19 protein-coding genes are annotated in these 21,403 nt (G+C 72.7%); 15 read left to right on the forward strand and 4 right to left on the reverse strand.

Annotated features, from left to right (window positions below; all coding sequences use genetic code 11):
- The first annotated feature begins 154 nt into the window (after positions 1-154).
- The 3 genes from H343_RS0104705 (at position 155) to H343_RS0104715 (ending at position 4,101) form a co-directional block, all read left to right on the forward strand.
- Complete coding sequence (locus tag H343_RS0104705) at positions 155-1,774, forward strand: molybdopterin-dependent oxidoreductase (RefSeq protein WP_486586797.1); 1,620 nt, start codon at positions 155-157, stop codon at positions 1,772-1,774.
- Between the two features lie 129 nt (positions 1,775-1,903).
- Positions 1,904-2,554, forward strand: coding sequence for a fasciclin domain-containing protein (locus H343_RS0104710; protein ID WP_028430193.1), 651 nt, complete (start codon positions 1,904-1,906; stop codon positions 2,552-2,554).
- 326 nt (positions 2,555-2,880) lie between these two features.
- Positions 2,881-4,101, forward strand: a complete 1,221-nt coding sequence (locus tag H343_RS0104715; RefSeq protein ID WP_486586785.1) for a S1 family peptidase — start codon at positions 2,881-2,883, stop codon at positions 4,099-4,101.
- A 102-nt stretch (positions 4,102-4,203) separates the two neighbouring features.
- On the opposite strand, the gene H343_RS0104720 is transcribed toward H343_RS0104715, so the two are convergent.
- Together H343_RS0104720 and H343_RS0104725 are read right to left on the reverse strand one after the other, a co-directional pair.
- On the reverse strand, positions 4,204-4,518 hold the full coding sequence (locus H343_RS0104720; protein ID WP_028430195.1) for a 4a-hydroxytetrahydrobiopterin dehydratase: 315 nt from the start codon (positions 4,516-4,518) through the stop codon (positions 4,204-4,206).
- An 86-nt stretch (positions 4,519-4,604) separates the two neighbouring features.
- Positions 4,605-5,591 (reverse strand): transcriptional regulator, encoded by a 987-nt coding sequence (locus H343_RS0104725; protein ID WP_028430196.1) that lies wholly within the window; start codon positions 5,589-5,591, stop codon positions 4,605-4,607.
- A gap of 254 nt (positions 5,592-5,845) precedes the next feature.
- On the opposite strand from H343_RS0104725, the gene H343_RS0104730 reads away from it, so the two are divergent.
- The 3 genes from H343_RS0104730 (at position 5,846) to H343_RS0104740 (ending at position 8,609) form a co-directional block, all read left to right on the forward strand.
- Positions 5,846-6,832: an esterase family protein gene (locus H343_RS0104730; RefSeq protein ID WP_028430197.1), complete on the forward strand. Its 987-nt coding sequence runs from the start codon at positions 5,846-5,848 to the stop codon at positions 6,830-6,832.
- Between the two features lie 81 nt (positions 6,833-6,913).
- Positions 6,914-7,636, forward strand: coding sequence for a C39 family peptidase (locus H343_RS0104735; RefSeq protein ID WP_028430198.1), 723 nt, complete (start codon positions 6,914-6,916; stop codon positions 7,634-7,636).
- Positions 7,637-7,808: 172 nt separating this feature from the next.
- Positions 7,809-8,609: a helix-turn-helix transcriptional regulator gene (locus H343_RS0104740; protein ID WP_028430199.1), complete on the forward strand. Its 801-nt coding sequence runs from the start codon at positions 7,809-7,811 to the stop codon at positions 8,607-8,609.
- Here the strand turns inward: H343_RS0104740 and H343_RS0104745 are convergent.
- Positions 8,599-9,003, reverse strand: a complete 405-nt coding sequence (locus tag H343_RS0104745; RefSeq protein WP_028430200.1) for a nuclear transport factor 2 family protein — start codon at positions 9,001-9,003, stop codon at positions 8,599-8,601. The genes H343_RS0104740 and H343_RS0104745 overlap by 11 nt on opposite strands.
- A 327-nt stretch (positions 9,004-9,330) precedes the next feature.
- On the opposite strand from H343_RS0104745, the gene H343_RS28915 reads away from it, so the two are divergent.
- The 9 genes from H343_RS28915 to H343_RS0104790 all read left to right on the forward strand — a co-directional run bounded on the left by H343_RS28915 (position 9,331) and on the right by H343_RS0104790 (position 18,971).
- The gene (locus tag H343_RS28915) at positions 9,331-10,422 is read left to right on the forward strand and encodes a LacI family DNA-binding transcriptional regulator (RefSeq protein ID WP_051264584.1); all 1,092 of its coding nucleotides are present in this window, start codon (positions 9,331-9,333) and stop codon (positions 10,420-10,422) included.
- Positions 10,416-11,702, forward strand: a complete 1,287-nt coding sequence (locus H343_RS0104755; protein WP_028430201.1) for an extracellular solute-binding protein — start codon at positions 10,416-10,418, stop codon at positions 11,700-11,702. The genes H343_RS28915 and H343_RS0104755 overlap by 7 nt, the downstream gene beginning before the upstream one ends.
- A gap of 9 nt (positions 11,703-11,711) precedes the next feature.
- On the forward strand, positions 11,712-12,626 hold the full coding sequence (locus H343_RS0104760; RefSeq protein ID WP_028430202.1) for a carbohydrate ABC transporter permease: 915 nt from the start codon (positions 11,712-11,714) through the stop codon (positions 12,624-12,626).
- 33 nt (positions 12,627-12,659) lie between these two features.
- Positions 12,660-13,466 carry a carbohydrate ABC transporter permease gene (locus H343_RS0104765; RefSeq protein WP_051264620.1) on the forward strand — a complete coding sequence of 269 codons (807 nt, stop codon included), beginning with the start codon at positions 12,660-12,662 and terminating at the stop codon, positions 13,464-13,466.
- 76 nt (positions 13,467-13,542) lie between these two features.
- Complete coding sequence (locus H343_RS0104770) at positions 13,543-14,559, forward strand: glycoside hydrolase family 130 protein (protein ID WP_051264621.1); 1,017 nt, start codon at positions 13,543-13,545, stop codon at positions 14,557-14,559.
- Positions 14,556-16,193 carry an alpha-amylase family glycosyl hydrolase gene (locus tag H343_RS0104775; protein ID WP_028430205.1) on the forward strand — a complete coding sequence of 546 codons (1,638 nt, stop codon included), beginning with the start codon at positions 14,556-14,558 and terminating at the stop codon, positions 16,191-16,193. Before H343_RS0104770 ends, H343_RS0104775 begins: the two co-directional genes overlap by 4 nt.
- A 72-nt stretch (positions 16,194-16,265) precedes the next feature.
- The gene (locus H343_RS0104780; RefSeq protein ID WP_028430206.1) at positions 16,266-17,294 is read left to right on the forward strand and encodes a PHP domain-containing protein; all 1,029 of its coding nucleotides are present in this window, start codon (positions 16,266-16,268) and stop codon (positions 17,292-17,294) included.
- A gap of 148 nt (positions 17,295-17,442) precedes the next feature.
- Positions 17,443-17,751 carry a YrhK family protein gene (locus H343_RS28920; protein ID WP_486586786.1) on the forward strand — a complete coding sequence of 103 codons (309 nt, stop codon included), beginning with the start codon at positions 17,443-17,445 and terminating at the stop codon, positions 17,749-17,751.
- Between the two features lie 143 nt (positions 17,752-17,894).
- Positions 17,895-18,971: an acyl-CoA desaturase gene (locus H343_RS0104790; protein WP_028430207.1), complete on the forward strand. Its 1,077-nt coding sequence runs from the start codon at positions 17,895-17,897 to the stop codon at positions 18,969-18,971.
- Positions 18,972-19,052: 81 nt separating this feature from the next.
- Here the strand turns inward: H343_RS0104790 and H343_RS28925 are convergent, their stop codons facing one another.
- Entirely contained in the window at positions 19,053-21,236 is a 2,184-nt protein-coding gene (locus H343_RS28925) for a phage holin family protein (protein WP_051264585.1), read from the reverse strand.
- Between the last annotated feature and the right edge of the window lie 167 nt (positions 21,237-21,403).

The raw sequence follows: 21,403 nt of genomic DNA on the forward strand, positions 1-21,403 counted from the left end.
ATTTCTCCCGGGTGATCGACCAATCCGCCGAACGCACGGGTGCCGAATGCGGGATGTGAACACAGACCGGGAACCGATCACGGAGCCGACCGCGGCGGCGGACGACGTTGCCCGCGGCGGCCGTGCGCCGCGCGCGCTGCGTGCCGTACTGGCCATGCTCGGCGGCCTGTTGTCGGGGGCGTCGGCACTGAGCGCGGCGGAGCTGACGGCGGCGGTGACAGGTCCCGCGGGCAGTCCGCTCACGGCGGTCGGCGGCGCCGTCATCGACCGGACCCCCGCCGCCGTGAAGGATTTCGCGATCCGGACCTTCGGCAGCCAGGACAAGCTCGCGCTCCAACTGGGCATCGTGGCGCTGCTGGTGCTGGCCGCCCTCGGCCTGGGCCTGCTCGCACCGCGCTTCCGGCGTACGGGCGCCGCCGGGGTCCTGATCTTCGGCGTCGTCGGTGCGGCGGCCGCCGTGGAACGGCCCGACGCCGGGCTGTCCGACGCCGCACCCTCGGCCGTGGGCGCGCTCGTCGGCGCGTCCGTGCTGTACCTGCTCTCGGGCCGGCTGGATCGACGGGCGCCGTCCGAGGGGGAGGTGACCACCGGAGGGGAACTCACCGCCGCACCCGGCGTGACGCCCCCCGGCCCGGCGTCCGTGCCGGCATCCGCCCCCGCACCTCCTGCACCCGTCCCGGCACCCTTCGACCGGCGCGGCTTCGCCCTCGCGGCGGGTGCGGTGGCCGTGGGCTCCGCGGGTGCGGGGCTGCTCGGCCGGCAACTGGCCGCCTCGCGCCGGGGGGAGGCGGAGGCGTCCCGCGAGTCCGTCGTCCTTCCGGCTCCGGCCTCGCGTGCCGCGCCCGTACCTCGCGGGGCGGACCTGCGGATCGACGGACTGGAGCCGTTCGTCACGCCCAACGCGGACTTCTACCGCGTGGACACCGCCCTGACCGTCCCCCGTGTCGACGTCCGCGGGTGGAGACTGCGCATACACGGGCGCGGAGTGGCCCGCCCGCTGACGCTCTCCTTCGCCGATCTGCTGGAGCGGAGGCTGATCGAGCGGCACATCACCCTCACCTGCGTCTCCAACCAGGTCGGCGGTTCCTACACGGGCAACGCGCGCTGGCTCGGCGTGCCGCTGGCGTCGCTGCTGCGGGAGGCGGGGGTGCGCCCGCCGTCCCGGGGCGGCCGGGCCGACCAGCTCGTGGCCCGTTCCGTGGACGGGATGACGCTGGGCAGCCCTGTCGAGACCGTCATGGACGGCCGGGACGCGATGCTCGCCGTCGGCATGAACGGCGAGGCCCTTCCCTTCCGGCACGGCTTTCCCGTCCGCATGGTCGTGCCCGGTCTCTACGGCTACGTCTCGGCCTGCAAGTGGCTGCGGGAGCTGGAGCTGACGACGTTCGACGACTACGACGTCTACTGGGTCCGGCGGGACTGGGGGCGCGAGGCGCCGGTCAAGACGCAGTCCCGCATCGACACCCCCCGGCCGCTGGCCCCGCTGAGGACCGGCACGGTGCGGGTCGCCGGGGTCGCCTGGGCGCAGCACAGAGGCGTCCGCCGCGTCGAGGTACGCGTCGACGACGGCCCGTGGCGCCGCGCCGAACTGGCCGCGGAGGACAGCCGCGACACCTGGCGGCAGTGGGTGTGGGAGTGGCGCGCGACCCCGGGCAGCCACCGGCTCCAGGTACGGGCGACGGACGGTGACGGCGAGACACAGACCGCCGAGCGCGCCGGGACCGTACCCGACGGCGCGACCGGACGGCATTCGGTGGTGGTCGACGTGGCCTGACGTGACACCGGGCGGGACAGGCCGTCCCGCCCCGCCGCGCACGGGCGCGGCCCGACCACCCTTCCGGCTTTCTTCGATTCACCCGATCAGAGGCTCCGTCACGGGCCTCCGTCAGCTCAGGAGACAACCATGAACAGCACCTCCCGTATGCGCCGCACCACCGTCGCCGTCGCGGCCGCCGCACTGCTCCCGCTGGGCCTCACCGCCTGCGGCGGCGACAGCGGCGGCGAGAGCGACAAGGCGTCGGAGAGCAAGAAGTCCTCCGCGCCCGAGAAGCCGGAGACGGAGGAGAAGCAGACGGCCGGCGGCGAGTTCGGGCCGGCCTGTAAGGCCGTGCCCGAGAGCGGCAAGGGCAGCTTCCAGGGCATGGCACAGGACCCGGTGGCGACAGCCGCCGGAAACAACCCCGAACTGTCCACGCTGGTCAGCGCGGTGAAGAAGGCCGGCCTGGTCGACACCCTGAACAGCTCCGAGGACATCACCGTCTTCGCGCCGACGAACGCGGCCTTCGAGAAGATCCCCGAGGCCGACCTGGAGAAGGTGATGAACGACAAGGAGATGCTCACCAAGGTCCTGACGTACCACGTGGTGGGTGAGCCGCTGCCGAAGGAGAAGCTGGCCGAGGGCACCTACCCGACGCTGGCGAAGGAGGACCTGACCACCGCCGGGTCCGGCGACTCCTACAAGGTCAACGACGAGGCCGCCGTCGGCTGCGGCAACGTGAAGACGGCCAACGCCACGGTGCACATCGTCGACTCCGTCCTGATGCCCCCGAAGTAGGCGGGAGACGGGAAGACCCGGTCAGGTCCGTGCGGCACCGGAGCCGATCCGTACCGCACGGGCCGCCGAGGCGTGACTGCGGCCGTCCGGGGACTGCCACCAGGGCCCGGCGACATGGCCGTCTCACGGACCGGCGCGACAGGCCGATCCCGCAGAACGGCCTCGCAGACCGGCCTCGCAGACCGGCGCAGTGGGCGGCGTCACGGGAGCACAGGGGTCTCCCGCAGGCGCCGCCTGACTGTCCCGGGTAGGCGTCCCGCTCCCGGTACGCCCATCTGGTCCACGCACCGGTGGTGCCCTTGCGGCACAGGACCGGAGGGTGGGGCATGAGCCGACCACGTCCGCGCATCCGCGAGACCGAGGAGAGCGCCATGTCCCGTAAGGTCCCCGTCCTCGCCGCCGCGGCGCTCGCCGCCGGCGCTGTCGCCATCGGTGTTCTGCCCGCGAGCGCCGCGCCCACGCCACCGGTGCCCACTCCCGCCGGGGACGCCACGCCCTCCCCCGAGATCGCCCCCGGAGTGCTCCGGAGCGTCAGCCGGGACCTGAACATCACCACCGCGGACGCGAAGAGAAGGATCGCCAACGAGCTGCGGGCCGTGGCGGTCGAGAAGTCGCTGCGCGAGAAGCTCGGCGCCCGCTACGCGGGTGCCTGGGTGACCGGTGCGACCTCCGAGATGGTCGTGGCCACCACCGACCGCGGCGACACCGGCACCATCGAGGCCGCGGGCGCCACCGCCGAGGTCGTCGGACACTCCCTCACCGAGCTGGAGAAGACCAAGGAGACCCTGGACAGCAAGGCGCTGAAGCAAGCACCCCGCAGCGCCGCCGTGTGGGCCGTGGACGTGCGCAGCAACAGCGTGCTCGTACGGACGGGGGAGCCCGACGCCGCGAAGGACTTCCTCGCCGCCAGCGGCGCCGCCTCCTCGATGGTGCGGGTCACGCAGTCGGCCGAGCGTCCCCGCACCTACGCCGAGGACCTCCGCGGCGGCGACGCGTACTACGTCAACGGCTCGACACGCTGCTCGATCGGTTTCGCCGTCACCAAGGGCAGCCGGCAGGGCTTCCTGACAGCCGGTCACTGCGGGCGCCCGGGCGCGAAGACGACCGGCCACAACCGTGCGGCACAGGGCACCGTCCGCGAGCGCGCCTTCCCCGGTGACGACTACGGCTGGGTGGAGGCGAACAGCGACTGGAGAGCCTCCCCGTATGTGAAGGGCCCGGGCGGTGCGAACGTCACCGTCTCCGGATCGCAGCAGGTGCTCACCGGTTCGTCGGTCTGCCGCTCCGGCTCGACCAGCGGCTGGCGCTGCGGCACCGTCGAGCAGCACGACGCCACCGTCACCTACGAGGAGGGCACCGTCGAGGGACTGACCCGCACCACCGTGTGCGCCGAACCCGGCGACTCCGGGGGCTCCTTCATCTCCGGCGACCAGGCACAGGGGACCACCTCCGGCGGCACCGGCGACTGCTCCTCGGGCGGCGGCACCTACTACCAGCCGGTGACCGAGCCGCTCTCCGTGTACGGTCTGACGCTCAGCACCGGCTGAACGGCCCGCCGGGACGCCCGGATCGGACGGACCGGGCGCACCGGGCGGACCGGGCGGCGGCGGCCGGTGACCGGCCCCGCCCGCCCCGCCCGTGACGCCGCCTCAGCTCGCGCCGTGGCCCGCCGCGATCTCCTCGACGCGGCGGGCCAGTTCGACGTCCTTCCCGGTGATCCGGCCGCCGACGCTGTGCGTGTTCACCGAGAGGGACAGCTTGTTGTAGCCCAGGGACATCTCGGAGTGGTGGTTCAACTCCTCCTGGATCGCCGCCACATGGACCACCATCGCGGCGGCGGGCAGGTGACCGGCGAAGGAGTAGGTACGGGCGATGCTGTCGCCGTCGGTACTCCAGCCCGGCAGCGCGGCCAGTGCGTCCTCGGTCTCCTGCCCGGTCAGCGCCTTCGGTGCCTGTGCAGCCATGGGTCTCTCCCGCTCTGTCGAGGACTTCCCACCGTAGTGCTGTGGCCGGTCCGCGTGAGGCGGCTGGTCCGCCGGCGGGCATGCCGTCAGCGCCCCAGCAGATGGCGGCCCCTGCCGGTCAGCCGGTGCACGACGTGCGAGCCGGTCCGTTCGCTGCGGATCAGCCCGGCGTCGCGGAGCACCTTCAGATGGCCGCTGACCGTGGAGGCGGACATGCCCAGCCGCACGGCGACGGAGCCCGTGGTGAAGGTGGTTCTCAGCGCGTCGAGAACCCGCGCCCGGCCGGTTCCGAGCAGGGCGGCGAGCGCGTCCGTGCGGCAAGGGGCCGCGGGCGGCGCCGGGTACTGCCGGGAGGCCGGATAGACCACCACCGGCGGCAGGTTGGGATCGGCGATCGCGATGGGCGTGGTGTGGCAGAAGAATGACGGGATCAGCCGGACGCCGCGGCCGCGCAGGCGCAGGTCGAGGTCGACCGGGTACGGCGCGGAGAGGACCGGGTCCCGCCACGCGAACGGCGGCAGCTTCTCCAGCACCGCCACCGTGCCGCCCTCCATCGCCTCCATCCGGCGCTCGCGGTCCGCGGCGATGGTGGCTTCGACCTCGCTCCAGTCGGGGGCGACCAGTTCGGTGTGGAACTGGCGCAGGGCTTCGGCGACCCGGTCGAGCACGGACCGGTCGCCCGAGGCGAGCCGGCGGGTCCAGCCGGGCAGCGGACGGTGCCTGGCCGCCTCGTGCAGCTCGCGGGCGAGCCGCGGGCCGGACGTGGCGCGCAGCGTGTCCAGACCGGCCGACATCCCCTCCTCCGACTCGGCAGGGGTGAGGAAGTCGGGGAAGTAGGCGGCGTCCGCCGGCGCGAGGTCGCCCAGCAGACGGCAGGCGGCGCGCAGTTCGTCGTTGTGCAGCCGTGCCGCCGCTCCCCGCCGCCAGGAACGCAGATGTCCGGGGAGGCGGGCCGGGGAGGTGGTGAGGACGTGGAGCCCGAGTATCGCCTCCCACATCGGGTCCGCGGACTTCGCCAACTGCACGTACCGGAAGTCGCGGTCGCTGAAGTGGATGCGCAGGACGCCGGCCATCGGTCAAGGTTAGGCCCGTCGTGCGCTGCGACCGGGGGTTTTCGGTGGAGCCCGAAAAGCTGCGCCCCGCTCTGGGTGTCATGTACCTAACATCCCTGCAGGCGGGCACGGCGAGAGGCCGGGAGTACGCCCGTCCGCCCGGGCAAGGGTTCCCGCGTCCCCAACTCCTCGCCTCTGTACGGGGGTCGGCGATGCACCGCGCCCCGGTCCCGTGCCCCGCTCCGAAGAAGACAATCCCCCACCAGGAGGTCGTGGTGAGTCAGTCACAGGTGTCCCGCCGGCTCGCGCTGAAGTCCGCAGGCGGCCTGACGGCGGCGGCCGTACTCGGCGGCGCGGGCGTGCTCGCCTCGGCGACGGCGGCGCACGCGGCCCGGGACGGCTCCGGGCTGCGGATCGTGGAGAGCGACGAGCGCGACCCCCGCATGAGGTACTACCGCTTCGCCACCGGCGCGATCGGCTGGAACCCGGCGGTCAACGTGCTCCTCCCCGACGGCTACTCCGGCGGACGGCGTTACCCCGTCCTCCACCTCCTCCACGGAGGCGGGCTGGACCAGGACTTCATGAGCTTCGACCGCGCGGGAATCCGCGCCCTGACGGCGGGCCGGGACATCATCGTCGTCATGCCCGACGGCGGCCACGCGGGCTGGTACAGCAACCCCGTCCACTCCAACACCGGTCCCCGCAACTGGGAGACCTTCCACATCGACCAGCTCCTGCCCTGGATCGACGCGAACTTCCGGACGTACGCCGAGTACGACGGGCGTGCGGTGGCCGGGTTCTCCATGGGCGGCTTCGGTGCGCTGAAGTACGCGGCCAAGTACCACGGCCACTTCGCCTCGGTCAGCTCCCACTCCGGCCCGGCCAGCCTCCGCCGCGACGCGGGCCTGGTCACCCACTGGGCCAACCTCTCCTCCGCGGCGGCCGACCTCGCGGGCGGCAGCGTCTACGGGGTGCCGCTGTGGGACGAGGCGCGGGTCAGCGCCGACAACCCCGTGGAGCGCGTGGCCGAGTACTACGGCAAGCGCGTCTTCCTGGTGGCCGGGACCAGCCCCGACCCCGTCAACTGGGCCGACCAGGTGACCGAGACCCAAGTCCTCGCCGGCCAGCGGGAGTTCCGCGCCCGCCTCGACGATGCGGGCATCCCCCACGAACAGCACGAGGAACCGGGCGGCCACGTCTTCCGCGCCCACATGTTCAGCCGCGACCTCGACGGCATCATCGCCCGGCTCCGCAAGGCGTAGTGCCGGCACCCCTGCGTCCACCTCACCCACCGACAGCACCTCACCGCACGGAACCCCACGACGAGCACTCCAGGAGCCCCGATGCGCAAGAGACACATCCAGACAGCGATCGTGACCGCCCTCGCGACGACCACCGCCTTCGCGGTGCTCGTCACCCCGGCCGCCGCACAGGACCGGCCCTCCCCCGCCCCCGTGTCCGTGACGGAGGACGGCACCACCGCCGGCACCGCGGTCGTCAGCGGGCGCAACGAGCCCGGCACCCGCTTCCACGTGGACGGCGTGGACACCAGGGCCGCCCGGACCCTGGAGATCGACTACCAGGTCCAGGAGACCGGTTACTGGTGCGGCCCGGCCGCGACCCGCATCGCCCTCTCGGCGCGCATCGGCGCGCCGAGCCAGGCCGCCCTCGCCGCGCAGCTCGGCACCACCGAGGCAGGCACGGACCACATCAGCCAGGTCACCGACGTCCTCAACGCCAACCTCGGCACCGGCTGGTACGAGACCAAGGAGATGCCGAACGACCCGCCCACGCAGGCCCAGAAGGACCTGCTGTGGCGCGACATCGTGCTCGACATCGACAACAACTACCCGCTGGTGACCAACATCGTCGCCCCGCCCGGCAACCAGCCCCCCGGCTACCCGCCGGACCAGACGATCTACCACTACTTCACGGTCATCGGCTACGACGACGCCAACCGGACGGTGCTCATCGCCGACCCCGCGTCATTCGGAGGGAACCAGATCTACTGGCTCTCCTTCGACCAGCTCGCCACTCTCATACCGCCGAAGGGCTACGCGGCCTGACGGGCCTTCCGGCCGGACCGGCACGACCGGCCGGCGGTTCCGGCTTTCACGGGCGACCCGCCTGCGCGGCGGGCCGCCCGTGCGAGCGGGCCGACTGCGCCGGGTCGCCACCCCCCGAGCGGCGGGGAACCGCGCGTCGCGCCGGGCGCCGGCCCGGCCGTACTCTGGCGGCATGTCGACCGCCACGCCGGACGCCCCCAGCACGGTGGGCCCGCTGCTGCGGAGATGGCGCGAGCGGGCAGGACTGAGCCAGCTCGAACTCGCCCTGCGCGCCGACTCCTCGGCCCGGCACATCAGCTTCGTCGAGACGGGCCGCTCCCGCCCGAGCCGGGCCATGGTGCTGCGGCTGGCCGGACATCTCGAGGTACCCGTCAGGGAGCGCAACGCGCTGCTGGTCTCGGCGGGTTACGCACCGCACTATCCTCAGACCGCGCCCGACTCCCCCGCCCTGGCGCCCCTGCTGGGCGGCCTGGAGCGGATGGTCGCCGCCCACGAGCCGTACCCGGCGCTGGTCGTGGACGGTCTCTACCGTGTCCTGGCGGCGAACCGGGGCATCACCGCGCTCCTGGACGGCGTCGCCCCCCGGCTGCTGGAGCCGCCGCTGAACGCCATGCGGGTCACGCTCCATCCGGAGGGACTCGCCCCGCGCATCCTCAACTTCCGCGAATGGCGCGGCCATCTGCTGCGGCAGATGGAGCGGCAGCTCGCACTCGCGCGCTCGGAGCCGCTGCGGCAGCTGTACGAGGAGGTCTCGGCCTACTCCCTGCCGCCCGGCGGCGGAGAACTGGCGGGCCGGGACAGCCCGTTCGCGCTGCCGATGCTCGTCGGGCACCGTGGGCACAGGCTCTCGTTCCTGTCCACCATCGCCACCTTCAACACCCCCGTGGACGTGACCGTCTCCGAGCTGGCTGTGGAGACCTTCCTTCCCGCCGACCCGGAGACGGCCGAGAGCCTCCGGCTGCTCATTCCGTAGCGGCGGCCTCCGGAACCCGGTCGAGGAAGCCGAGGACGGCGCGGATGCGTCCGTCGTCGGCGAGGGTGATCACGTCGAATCCGGCGACGGGTGCGGGGCCTGCCTCCTCCACCGGGCCGGAGCCGTCCTGTGACGGCCGCAGTTCCCAGGTGAAGCGGGCGGTGTCGTGGTGGCCATCGACCGTGCCGGTGTGCACGAACGTGAATCCGGGGAACTGCTCGCGCACGGCGGCGATCATCGCGGCCGTCTCGCGGTGTCCCCGGCTCTCGGCGAGGGGGTCTGTGTAGGAGCCGTCCTCGGTCCAGGCGGCGGTGACGGCCTTCTCCCGCCGGGCCTCCCCCTGGGCGTTCCACGCGTCGAAGTAGCGGGCGACGGCGGTCTCGTAGCGGTTCATCACATGCCTCCCGGGCTGCGGTCGGAGTACGGATCGCGAACTGCGAACCGGCGGCTGCGCACGTGGGAACGTGCCCCGGGCCGGAGTGCGCCGGCCCGGGACCGCGGCTCCAGACTGGTCCGCGCCCGCGGCCGGGTCGATTACCGCCGAGGTAATCGACCGGGTACGGGCCGCGGGCATCCGGCCACAGCGGCCGGAAGTATTCGTCCGCAGACCCATTGACACCCCTCGGCGCCATCCGGTTGAGTGCTGCCATTGCAGCGGAGTTAAAGCGGTTTAAACAACACATAACACTCAACAGACCGCCGAACAGACAGGCTTGGATCCATGGCAGCAGGCGAGAGGCGTCCCACCATCGCGGATGTGGCGAAACTGGCGGGCGTCTCCCCCAGTGCCGTCTCCTTCGCGCTCAACGGCCGTCCCGGTCTCGCCAAGGAGACCAAGTCCCGCATCCTGGCCGCCGCCGCGGAACTCGGCTGGCGCCCCAGCCGCCCGGCGCAGGCCCTCTCGCACGGCAGGGCCGGCGCTGTCGGCCTCGTACTGACGCGGGAGACGGACGCCATCGGCGCCGACCCGTTCTTCCCGGCCTTCATGGCGGGCGTGGAGTCCGTGCTCTCCCCCAGAGGCGACTCCCTCGTCCTGCACGTCACCGGCCCCGGCGACGAGGCCGCCGCCTACCAGCGGCTCGCCGCCGACCGCCGCGTCGACGGCGTGCTGCTCACCGACATGCGCGTCGAGGACCCCCGGCCCTCCCTGACGGCCCGGCTGCGCCTGCCCGCCGTGGTGGTGGGCGACCCGGACTGTGCTCAGGGCCTGTGCGCCGTCAGCCTGGACGACCGTCCCGCCTTCGCCAGCGCCGTCGAGCGCCTGGCCGAGCTGGGCCACCGCCGCATCGCGCACGTGGCCGGACCGCGCGAGTTCCGGCACGCGCTGCGGCGCCGGGAGTCGTGGGAGCGGGCGGTACGCGCGGCCGGGCTGGTCCCCGGGCCGGTGCTGCCCGGCGGCTTCACCGCCGACGGCGGAGCGGCCGCCACCCGAGAGCTGCTCGCGGCCGGCAGCCGGGAGCGCCCCACCGCGATCGTCTACGCCAACGACCTGTCCGCGACCGCCGGGCTCGCCGTCGCCCACCAACTGGGCCTGGCCGTACCGGAGGAGCTCTCCGTCGTCGGCTACGACGACACCCCGCTCGCGGCCTACACCCACCCGCCCCTGGCCTCCGCCCGCGCGGACGCACCGGGCTGGGGCGCGGCAGCGGCCCGCGCGCTGGACGAGGTCATCGCCGCCGGGCGCGCCGACGATGTCGAGCTCGCACCGGCCGAGCTGCTGCCGCGCGCCTCCATGGGCCCCGCCCCCTGCGGCGGCCCTGGCGGGAGCACGGGCACCACCGCCGGACCGACAGTACGGAGAGAGTCTTGCTGAGGAAGACGGGAGCGGCGCTGCTCGTCCTCGCGCTGTGCGGCGTGAGCGCGGGCTGCGCCCGTACGGTGCCGGACAGCGCGGAGGCGGCCTCGGCACGGGGGCCCATCACCGTGTGGCTGTCGAACAACGCCCAGGAGGTCGCCTGGGGCGAGAAGATGGTGGCCGAGTGGAACGAGGCCCATCCCGGGCAGCGGATCACCGCCCAGCAGATACCCGCCGGCAAGAGCTCCGAGGAGGCGCTGAGCGCGTCGATCATCGCGGGCAACAGCGCGTGCCTCGTCTTCAACACCTCGCCCGCCTCGGTGCCGCAGTTCCAGAAGCAGGCCGGTCTGGTCCCGCTCGACGACTTCCCCGGCGCCGAGCACTACATCACCTCCCGTACGGGCGAACGCGCCGACCAGTACCGCTTCGAGGACGGCAGGTTCTACCAACTGCCCTGGAAGAGCAATCCGGTGATGATCCTCTACAACAAGAAGCTCTTCGAGAAGGCCGGGCTCGACCCGGAGCACCCGAAGCTGTCGAACTACGAGGACTTCCTGAACAGTTCACGCAGGATCGTGCGCAGCGGCGCGGCCGACTCGGCGATCTGGCCCTCGCCCGGCTCCGAGTTCTTCCAGTCCTGGTTCGACTTCTACCCGACCTTCATCGCGGAGAGCGGCGGCAGGCAGCTCGTCGAGGACGGCAGGCCGAGGGTCGACACCCCCGCCGGGCGCCGCGTCGCGGAATTCTGGCGCACGCTCTACGACGAGAAGCTGGCGCCCCGCGAGGTGTTCCCGGGCGACGCGATGGCCGCCGGCAAGACCGCCATGACGATCGCCGGGCCGTGGGCCGTCGCCGCGTACAAGGACAGCATCGACTGGGGCGTCGTTCCGGTACCGACGTCGAAGGGCAGGCCGCTGGAGAAGACCAGCACCTTCTCCGACGAGAAGTCCGTGTCGATGTTCAGCGCCTGCGAGAACCGCGCCACCGCCTGGGACGTGCTGAAGTTCGCCACGTCGAAGAAGCAGGACGGCGAATTCCTCGAAGCCACCGGCCAGATGCCGATGCGTCCCGGCCTGACGGCCGCCTACGGGGACTGGTTCGCGAAGAACCCCGGCTACACCGCGTACGCCGAACAGGCCGAACGCACCGTCGAGGTGCCGGGTGTCGCCGGCTCCATCGACCTGTGGCAGGCCCTGCGGGACGCCTGGACCACGTCTGTCGTCTTCGGCCGCCAGACGCCCGGCACCGCTCTGCGCGACGCCTCCCGCGACATCTCCGAGATCCTCGACGAGTACTGAGGTCCCCCGATGAGCCTCCCCCTCATATCGCGCACCGCGGGCAGCGGACCACGGCTGCGCAGGCCGCCGCTGGGCGCCCTGTTCGTCTCCCCCTACGCGCTGTTCCTGCTCGTGGTCTTCGCCGTGCCGCTGGGCTACACGGTGTGGATGTCCTTCCACCGGTTCTACTTCACGGCACCGGGCACGGACGTGGACGCGCCGTGGGTCGGGCTGAGCAACTACCGGGACGTTCTCACCGATCCGGTGGTGCTCAGATCCTTCCTCAACATCGGGATCTTCCTGGTCATCAACGTGCCGCTCACGGTGGTGCTCTCCCTGGTGCTGGCGTCGGCGCTCAACGCGAAGCTGCCGCTGCGCTCCTTCTTCCGCGCCGCCTACTACGTGCCGTACGTCACCGCCAGCGTGGCCCTGGTGGCGGTGTGGGCGTACCTGTTCGGCACCGACGGGCTGGTCAACAACCTGCTGGGCGGCCTCGCCCCCGACCCCTCGTGGCTGGTCAACCCGGCGCTGGCGATGCCGGTGGTGGCGGTCTTCGTCACCTGGAAGGGGCTGGGGTTCTTCGTCATGCTCTACCTGGCCGCGCTGCAGAGCGTGCCGGGTGAGCTGTACGAGTCGGCAGCCGTCGACGGCGCCGGCCGGGTGCGCACCTTCCTGACGGTCACGGTGCCGGGCGTACGCCACGCCACCACCCTCGTCACGGTCTTCGCCATCATCACCGGCTCCAACCTCTTCAGCGAGCCGTATCTGCTCACCGGTGGCGGCGGGCCCGACCACGCCTCGGCCTCGCCGGTACTGATCCTCTACCAGAAGGGCATCGAGCAGGCGCATCCGGACTTCGCCGCGGCGCTCGGCGTCATCCTGGTCGTCCTCGTGGTGACGCTCTCCCTCATCGCCCGCCGGTTCACCGAGAAGAAGGAGGGCTGAGCCGTGAACAGCAGCCGGGGACGTTCGCTCCACATGGCGGTGCTCCTGGCGGGAGCCGTCGTCTTCCTCTTCCCCTTTCTCTACATGTTCGGCGAGTCGCTGCAGAAGACGACCACGGGCGAGATCGGCTCGGTGGTCCCACGTCCCGGCAGCAGCGGGACGCAGAACTACGAAGCCGTCAACGGCGCGGTCTCGCTGGGCACTTCGCTGGTCAACTCCGGCGTCTTCACGATGGGTGTGCTGCTGTGCACTCTTGTGCTGGGCGTACTGGCCGGATACGGCCTCGCCCGGCTTCACTTCCGCGGACGCGGCACCCTCTTCGCGACCCTGCTGCTCGTCCAGACGGTGCCGTTCCAGCTGCTGATGCTGCCGCTGTACGTGCTGGTCGTGCGGGACTACGGACTGGGCGACAGCTATCTGGGGATGATCCTGCCCTTCGCGATCAACTCGACGGCCGTCTTCCTCTTCCGCCAGTTCTTCCTCCAGCTTCCCTCCGAACTCTTCGAGGCCGCGCGGATCGACGGCGCGGGCGAACTGCGCGTCCTGTGGCGCGTGGCCCTGCCCCTCGCCCGTCCCGCCCTGCTCACCGGCACCCTGCTGACCTTCATCGGCCCGTGGAACGAGTTCCTGTGGCCCTTCCTGGTGACCAAGGACACCGGCATGCAGCCGCTCGCCGTCTCCCTGGCGGGCTTCATGAACAACCTGCGCGGCACCGTGGAGAACCCGACGGGCGCGGTCATGGCCGGTGCCTGCGTGCTGGCCGTTCCCGCCGTCGCGCTCTTCCTCCTCTTCCAGCGCCACTTCACCCAGACCAGCGTCGACTCCGGAATAAAGGGCTGATCACACCGTGCACGACCGCACCGCACACACCGACCCCACCGGCATCCCCTACCGGCTCGTGCGGGAAGGCGTCGTCATGTCGCCCTCCCCGGGGGACCCGCTGGAGGCCGAGGGGGTGCTCAACCCCGCGTCAGGACGCACCGGGGACGGCACCCTGCATCTCCTGCCGCGCCTCGTGGCCGAGGGCAACGTCTCCCGCGTCGGACTCGCCGAGGTGACCCTGAGCGGGGGCGTACCCACCGGCGTCACCCGGCGCGGCGTGGTCCTCGCACCGGACGCCGGATGGGAACGCGGCAAGAACAACGCCGGCGTCGAGGACCCCCGGGTGACCTGGATTCCGGGCCTGGGGCGGTACGTCATGTCGTACGTGGCCTACGGCCCCCTCGGCCCGAAGCCGGCGCTCGCCGTATCCACGGATCTGCGGGAGTGGCGGCGGCTGGGCCCTCTCCAGTTCGCCTACCGGCACGACCTGGACACCGACCTCAACCTCTTCCCCAACAAGGACGTCGTGCACTTCCCCGTCCCCGTGCCGGGCCCCGACGGCCAGCCCGCGTACGCGATGCTGCACCGGCCCATGTGGGACCTGGGCTGGTTCCGCCCCGGTGAGGGCGTGCACCTGCCGGCCGGCGTCGACGACGAACGCCCCGGCATCTGGATCTCCTACGTGCCCGCCGCCGAGGCCGAGCGCGACATCACCGCACTGACCAGGCCGCGCGACCACCGGCTCGTCGCGATGCCCGAACACCCCTGGGAGAGCCTGAAGATCGGCGCGGGGCCCGCCCCGGTCCAGGTCGAGGAGGGCTGGCTGCTGATCCACCACGGCGTCTCCGGCAGCATCGAGGACCCCTTCGTGCCCAATCAGCGGGTCAGCTACGCGGCGGGCGCGATGATCCTCGACCCGGCGGACCCGGCGAGGGTGCTCGCCCGCTCCTCGGAGCCTTTGATGGAGCCGGAGACGGAGGAGGAACGCGCCGGCACCGTCCCCAACGTCGTCTTCCCCACGGCGATCGAGGAGATCGAAGGCGTCAGGTACGTCTTCTACGGCATGGCGGACGCGCACATCGGCGTCGCCCGCCTGGAACGGACCGGATGAGCGGCCGGCACGGCTGGTGGCACGACGCCGTCTGCTACGAGATCCACCCCCGCGCGTTCGCCGACTCCGACGGTGACGGGGTCGGCGACCTTCGCGGCGCGACCCGGCGCCTGCACCACCTGCGCGACCTCGGCGTGGACGCCGTCTGGCTCACGCCCTTCTGCCCCTCGCCGCTCGCCGACGCCGGATACGACATCACCGACCACACCGCCGTCGCACCGGACGCCGGTACGGTCGCGGACCTGGACGGTCTCACCGCGCAGGCCCACGCGCTGGGCCTGCGCGTGCTCGTCGACCTCGTCCCCAACCACACCTCGCACGAACACCCCTGGTTCCGCGAGGCGCTCGCCGCCCCCGCCGGCGCCCCGGCCCGCGGCCGCTACATCTTCCGGCCGGGGCGCGGCCCGTCCGGCGACGAACCGCCCAACGACTGGCGCTCCGCCTTCGGCGGCCCCGCCTGGACCCGTACGGACGACGGCGAGTGGTATCTGCACCTGCACGCGCCCGAACAGCCGGACCTGAACTGGCGCGACCCCCGGGTGCCCGCCGAGTTCGAACGCGTCATCAGGTGGTGGCTGGACCACGGCGTGGACGGCTTCCGCGTCGATGTCGCCCACGCCCTGTTCAAGGCCCCCGGCCTGCCCGACGCCGGGGACGGGCAGCACGAGGACCCCTGCCGCAACCATCTGATGCCCTACTACGACCAGGAGGAGCTGCACCCCCTCTACCGCCGCTGGCGTGCCCTGCTGGACGCGCATCCGCCCGGGCCGCCCGGGTCCGCCCCGCCCACCGAGCGGATACTGGTGGCCGAGGCCGCGGTCTTCGACCCCGGGCGCCTGGCCCGCTACGTACGCCCGGACGAGATGCAGCAGACCTTCAACTTCGCCTTCCTGGAGTGCGGCTGGGACCAGGCGGCGCTGCACCGCGTCATCGAGGACTCCGCACGTGCGGCCCGGCCCGTGGGCGCGCCCGTCACCTGGGTGCTCTCCAGTCACGACTCGGTGCGGCCCGTCACCCGCTTCGGCGGCGGCCGCCGCGGGGCGCGGCGGGCGCGTGCCGCGGCGCTGCTGATGCTGGCGCTGCCCGGCGCGGCGTACGTCTACCAGGGCGAGGAGCTGGGACTGCCCCAGGCCGATCTGCCCCCGGAGCGGCTGCGCGACCCGGCGGCGAGCAGAACGGGAGGCGGCGGGCGGGACGGCTGCCGCGTACCGCTGCCCTGGTCCGGGGAGCATCCGCCCTACGGTTTCTCCACGGCCGCCCCGTCGGAGTGCTGGTTCCCCCAGCCGGAGAACTGGCGGACTCTCACCGCACAGGCGCAGCGCGGCGATCCGGACTCCACCCTGAACCTGTACCGCGCGGCGCTGCGCATCCGCCGGGGCCACCCGCCCGCGGCCGGAGCGCTCCGGCTGCTCACACCGCCCGGCGGCAGCAGCCTCGCCTTCGACCGCGGTGCCGGACTGCGCTGCGTGGTCAACTTCGGCCCCGCGCCGCTGCCCCTTCCCGAGGGCGCGACGACACTCCTGGCCAGTGGCCCCGTACCGCACGGTGAGCTGCCCGCCGACACGACGGTGTGGCTCTCCCCGCCCTCGGCGCCCTCTCCGGCGCGCACCGGCGGCGGCATTGCGCCACCGTAGAGGCAGTACGTGCGCGGCGGCGGTGCGGCAGCAGCGCCGTGAGGCGTGAGGCGTGGTGTGAGGAGGCAGCCGGTGGACCCGCTCGAGGCCCTCGAGAGGATCGCGTTCCTGCTGGAGCGCGGGCAGGCTCCGACGTACCGGGTGCGGGCCTTCCGTACCGCGGCCGAGGTGCTGCGCGGGCTGCCGGCACAAGAGGTGGAACAGCGTGCGTCCGGCGGCTCGCTGGAGTCGCTGAAGGGGGTCGGGCCGAAGACCGCGCAGGCGGTGCGGGAGGCGCTGCGCGGCGAGGTCCCGGGCTACCTGGCGAAGCTGGAGACGGACGAGGAGCACCGGGCCGAACAGGAGCGGGCGCTGCCGCACGCCCGGGAGGCGCAACGGCTGCGGGAAGCGCTGCGCGGTGACTGCCATCTCCACTCGGACTGGTCCGACGGCGGCAGCCCCATCGAGGTGATGGCCCGTGCGGCCGCCGGGCTGGGGCACGAGTGGGCGGTGCTGACGGACCACTCGCCGCGGCTGACGGTCGCACGGGGGCTCTCCCCGGAACGGCTGCGCGCACAGCTGGAGGTGGTGGCCGAGGTGAACGAGGCGGTCGCCCCGTTCCGGCTGCTGACCGGCATCGAGTGCGACATCCTCCTGGACGGAACCCTCGACCAGGAGGAGGAGCTGCTGGGCGGCCTGGACGTGGTGGTGGCGTCCGTGCACTCCAAGCTGAGGATGCCCCGGGCGGAGATGACGCGCCGTATGGTCGCGGCGGTGCGGAACCCGCTGGTGGACGTGCTGGGTCACTGCACGGGCAGGCTGCTCTCCAGCCGGCCCGAGTCGGAGTTCGACGCGGAGGAGGTCTTCGCCGCGTGCGCCGAGTCGGACACCGCCGTGGAGATCAACTGCCGCCCGGAGCGGCTCGACCCGCCGCGCCGTCTGCTGCGGCAGGCCGTCGAGGCGGGGGTCTTCTTCTCCGTCGACACCGACGCGCACGCCCCCGGCCAGCTCGACTGGCAGATGAACGGCTGTCTGCGGGCGGCCGAGTGCGGCGTGCCCGCCGAGCGTGTCATCAACACCTGGACGGAGCACCGGCTGCTGCGATGGACCCACGGCGGCTGAACGGAACGGCACCGAAAGGCGCCGTGCGTGACAGCGCCGCGTCGCATGCCGCGCGCCGCAGGAACGCACCCGGGTGACCCGGTCACCCCTCCGGCGCCCGTGCCGCCGGCCGTGGACCGTACGAGACGAGCCAGCCAGGAGGACGCACGTGACGCATCACAGCCCCCGGGACGGGAGCCACCGGTCACCTGCCCACCGTCCGGGCCGGTACGAAGCGGCGATGCGGCAGCGCTACGAACTGGCGTCCATCGTCAACGACATCCTCATCGCCCTGTGGTTCCTGGTCGGCAGCGTCATGTTCTTCTCCGAGCGCTGGCAGGCGCCCGGCACCTGGTGCTTCGTCTTCGGCAGTGTGGAACTGCTGGTCAGGCCCGTGATCCGGCTGGCCCGTCACATGCATCTGCAGCGGCTGCACGCCACGGGCCACTACGCGCACGAGTCGGCCCAGGACTTCTGACGCGCGAGGCAGGCAAACAGGGCGGAACGCATGACGGCACGCAGGGGGTGTACCCAGCGCCACCCCCGCGGGGGGACAGCCCCCGGGTGGCCCGGCGTGCTGCACGGCTCGCACCACCTGCAGCCCTTCGACAGGCTGGAGATATGACAACAGCACCCGACCTACCCGCCCCGGCCCCCCTCACCGGCACCGCACGGCCCTCCCGGGGCAGCGACTTCGCCCGGCTGACACGGCGAATCGAGGAGGCAGGCCTGATGCGCCGGCGGCCCGGATACTACGTGCTCCGGCTGACGCTCGTCTCTCTCTCCCTCGCGGCCGGCTGGTCGGCGTTCCTCACGCTCGGCGAGAGCTGGTGGCAGATCGCGGTGGCCGTCTGGATGGGCCTGGTCTTCGGGCAGCTCGCGCTCGCCGCGCACGACATCGCCCACCGGCAGGTCTTCAGCACGCGCCGTGCAGGCGAGACGGCCGGCCGCCTCGTCGGCAACCTCGGCATCGGCATGTCCTACGGGTGGTGGATGAACAAGCACACCCGGCACCACGCCAACCCCAACCACGAGGAACTCGACCCCGACGTCAGGCCCGACATCCTGGTCTGGTCCCAGGACCAGGCGCGCGCCGCGAGGGGGCTGCCCCGCTTCGTCGGACGTCACCAGGCCGGACTGTTCTTCCCGCTGCTGACGCTGGAGGGCTTCAACCTCCACGTCTCGAGCGTACGGGCGCTGCGCGAACCGCACATGAAGAGGCGGATGCTGGAGGGGGCGCTGCTCTTCGCACATCTGGGCGGCTATCTCGCGGCGCTCTTCCTCGTCCTGCCGCCCCTCATGGCAGTGGTCTTCCTCTTCCTCCACCAGGCCGTCTTCGGCGTCTACCTGGGATCGATCTTCGCCCCGAACCACAAGGGCATGCCGGTGCTCACCGCCGGGGACCGGCCCGACTTCCTGCGCCGCCAGGTGCTCACCTCGCGCAACGTACGGGGCGGACGGCTCACCGACATCGCGCTGGGCGGGCTCAACTACCAGATCGAGCATCACCTCTTCCCGAGCATGCCCTCACCGCATCTGCGCCGCGCCCGGCCCATCGTCCGCGAGTACTGCGCCGAACTGGGCATCAGCTACCACGAGACGGGACTGGTCACCTCCTGGCGCGAGGCGCTGCGCCACCTGCGTGAGGTGGGCGTCCCCCTCCGTGAGGGCCGGGAGGGAGAGGCGGGACGGGCCTGAGGGACAGGACGCCGCGGACAGCGGAAACGTCGGACCCGAGGCCCGCGACCGGGCGGGCCCCGACGTTCCCGCTCCCGCCCGTCAGGCCGGGTGAGGCGCGGGCAGATCGTCCGCCCGGTCCGCACGCGTGGAGCCGCCCGGCCCCGGTGCCGGCACCCGGCAGGCGGCCGACTCCTCCAGCCAGCGGCGCAGCACCTGATGCACGCGCTCCGCACCGGCCACCTCCTCACCGTCCCCGGCGGGTGCGGACAGTTCGAGGGGGGAGAGCAGGAAGGCGTCGCTCTGCTCCCCGCCCAGCCCTCCGTGCGAGCCGATCTGCTCCTCGAAGGCGTGGACGGCGCCGGACTCCGGCTCGACCACCGAGTTGACCATGATGTCCGGGACGTGCCGGAACCCCGCCGTACGGCGCACGGCCTCGGCCGCCCCCGGGCCGAAGGGTTCGAGCGGGTCGCGCCCACCGGTGATCTCACCCGTCTCCAGCCGGTGCGCGCACCCGCCCGCGCCGAGCACCACCGGGCCCAGATCCTCGCTGCGCACCAGCAGGAAGCCGATGCCGGGGTGGTCGGCGAGTGTGCGCAGCAGCGCGGGATACCGCTTGTCCACCTGCTCCACCGACATCTGGCCCGGCACGTCCGGGAAGGAGACGAGTCCGAGGTTGCCGGAGGCGAGCACGAGAGGCTCCTCGCGCGCGGACGGGCTCCGCTCCTCCTCCTGAGCGGGCTCCTCCGGCCTGTGCAGAGCGGCCCGCACCGGCCCCTGCAGCGCCGCCCGCGCCGCCTCCCGCGCCTCCGCGCCGCTGGGCGTACGCCCCACGCGCCGCGAGACGGGCCTCCCGCAGCCGGCCCGTACCAGGTCCTCCAGCGTCAGCCCGTAGGCGGCGCGGAAGGTCTCCCCGTGGCTCTGCCCGTGGTCCGACAACAGCACGACGCGGTACGGACGGGGCGCGCGCTGGGCCGCCTTGACGATCAGCGCGACGGAACGGTCGAGGCGGCGCAGCACCTGCCGGGCGTCGCGGCTTCGGGGACCGGAGTGGTGCGCCACCTCGTCGTAGGCCACCAGGTCGGCGTAGACGGCGGTACGGCCGCTGAAGATGTCGCCGAGCACGGCCGCGACGACCACGTCCCGCTGCACCACAGTCGCGAACGCACGGATGAGGGGATAGAGCCCGCCGCGCGGTACGCGGGGCCGCTCGCCCCGCAGCCGGGCCCGGGTGGACTGGAAGAGCTCGCGCACGGCCTCCGCCACGAAGGAGACCGCGGTGCGGGTGGCGTTGGCGGGATCGGAGAAGTAGGCGAAGTAGCCCGCGCGGGAGCGGTTCTCCCGGCCTCTGCGCGCGGCGACGGACAGCACGAGCGCGACCTGTCCGGCGCCGCCGCTGAAGAGGTTGCCGCGGCTGGCGCCGTCCTTGGCGAGCAGGCCCGGACGGCCGGTGGCCGCGACGGCGCGGCGCTGGAGTTCGGCGGCACCGCTGGGGCGGTTGCTGATGAGGACCTCGCCGCGGTCCTTCTCGTACCAGCGGAACGCGGGCACGTCCCTGTTGGTGCCGTGCAGGATGCCGAGCTGGCTGGCGCCCGTCTGGGACGAGAGGTCGGTGCGCCACCGGGTCAGCCGGTGCGTCGTGCCGTGCATCGCGGCGAGCGCCGGCATCAGCGGCGGCGAGAGACCGTCCGCGGTCACGGCCTCGCGCAGCATGTCGTGGCCGACGCCGTCGAGTTGGACGAAGACCGTGCCGGGGGTGCCCGGCAGCCTGCCCTCGGCACCCTCCCGGCGCCGCCTGCGGTCCGCGAGACGGGCGAGGCGGCGGCGGTAGGCGCCGTCGTCCCGTACGGCCAGTGCCGTACTGGTCGCCGACGACGCCGCGGACATCACCGCGGCGACGACGACGGCCGTACCGGGGTCGGCCGAACCGCTCCCGTAGGGAACCAGGGAGAGCGCGAGCCACAGCAGCGAGCCGTTGAGGAAGAAGACCAGCAGGCCCAGCACGAGTGCGGGCACCAGCAGCAGCGCCCGTACCAGCACGGGCCACACCAGGGCACCGAGCAGACCGAACACGCCCGCTCCTATGGCCGCGGTGGTGCCGATCAGCGTGGCGCTGTCGCCGTCGGAGGACTGGAGCCGGAAGTCCGGAAGGAGCCCCGCGAGCAGCAGCATGGTGAGGGTGCTGACCGCCCACACCGCGAGCACACGGAACGTGGCGGCGCCGGCGCTCCTCCAGCGCGGCGGCCACGCCCCCGGCGGAACCGGAGGCGACCACCTCAGCCGCATGCTTCCTCCTCGGCCCCGTACGTTCCCACCAACACGACAACCCGCCCCGCGCGCGGGATATTCTCCACTTTTTCACAGTGTGCGGAGCCGGTGACGCCTCGGATGCCCCGCCACGTCCCCCTGGGCATACGCTCGGAGGCGCGGCCGGCGGCCTGCCCGGTCCGCTC

This window comes from Streptomyces sp. TAA204 (genome assembly GCF_000424965.1).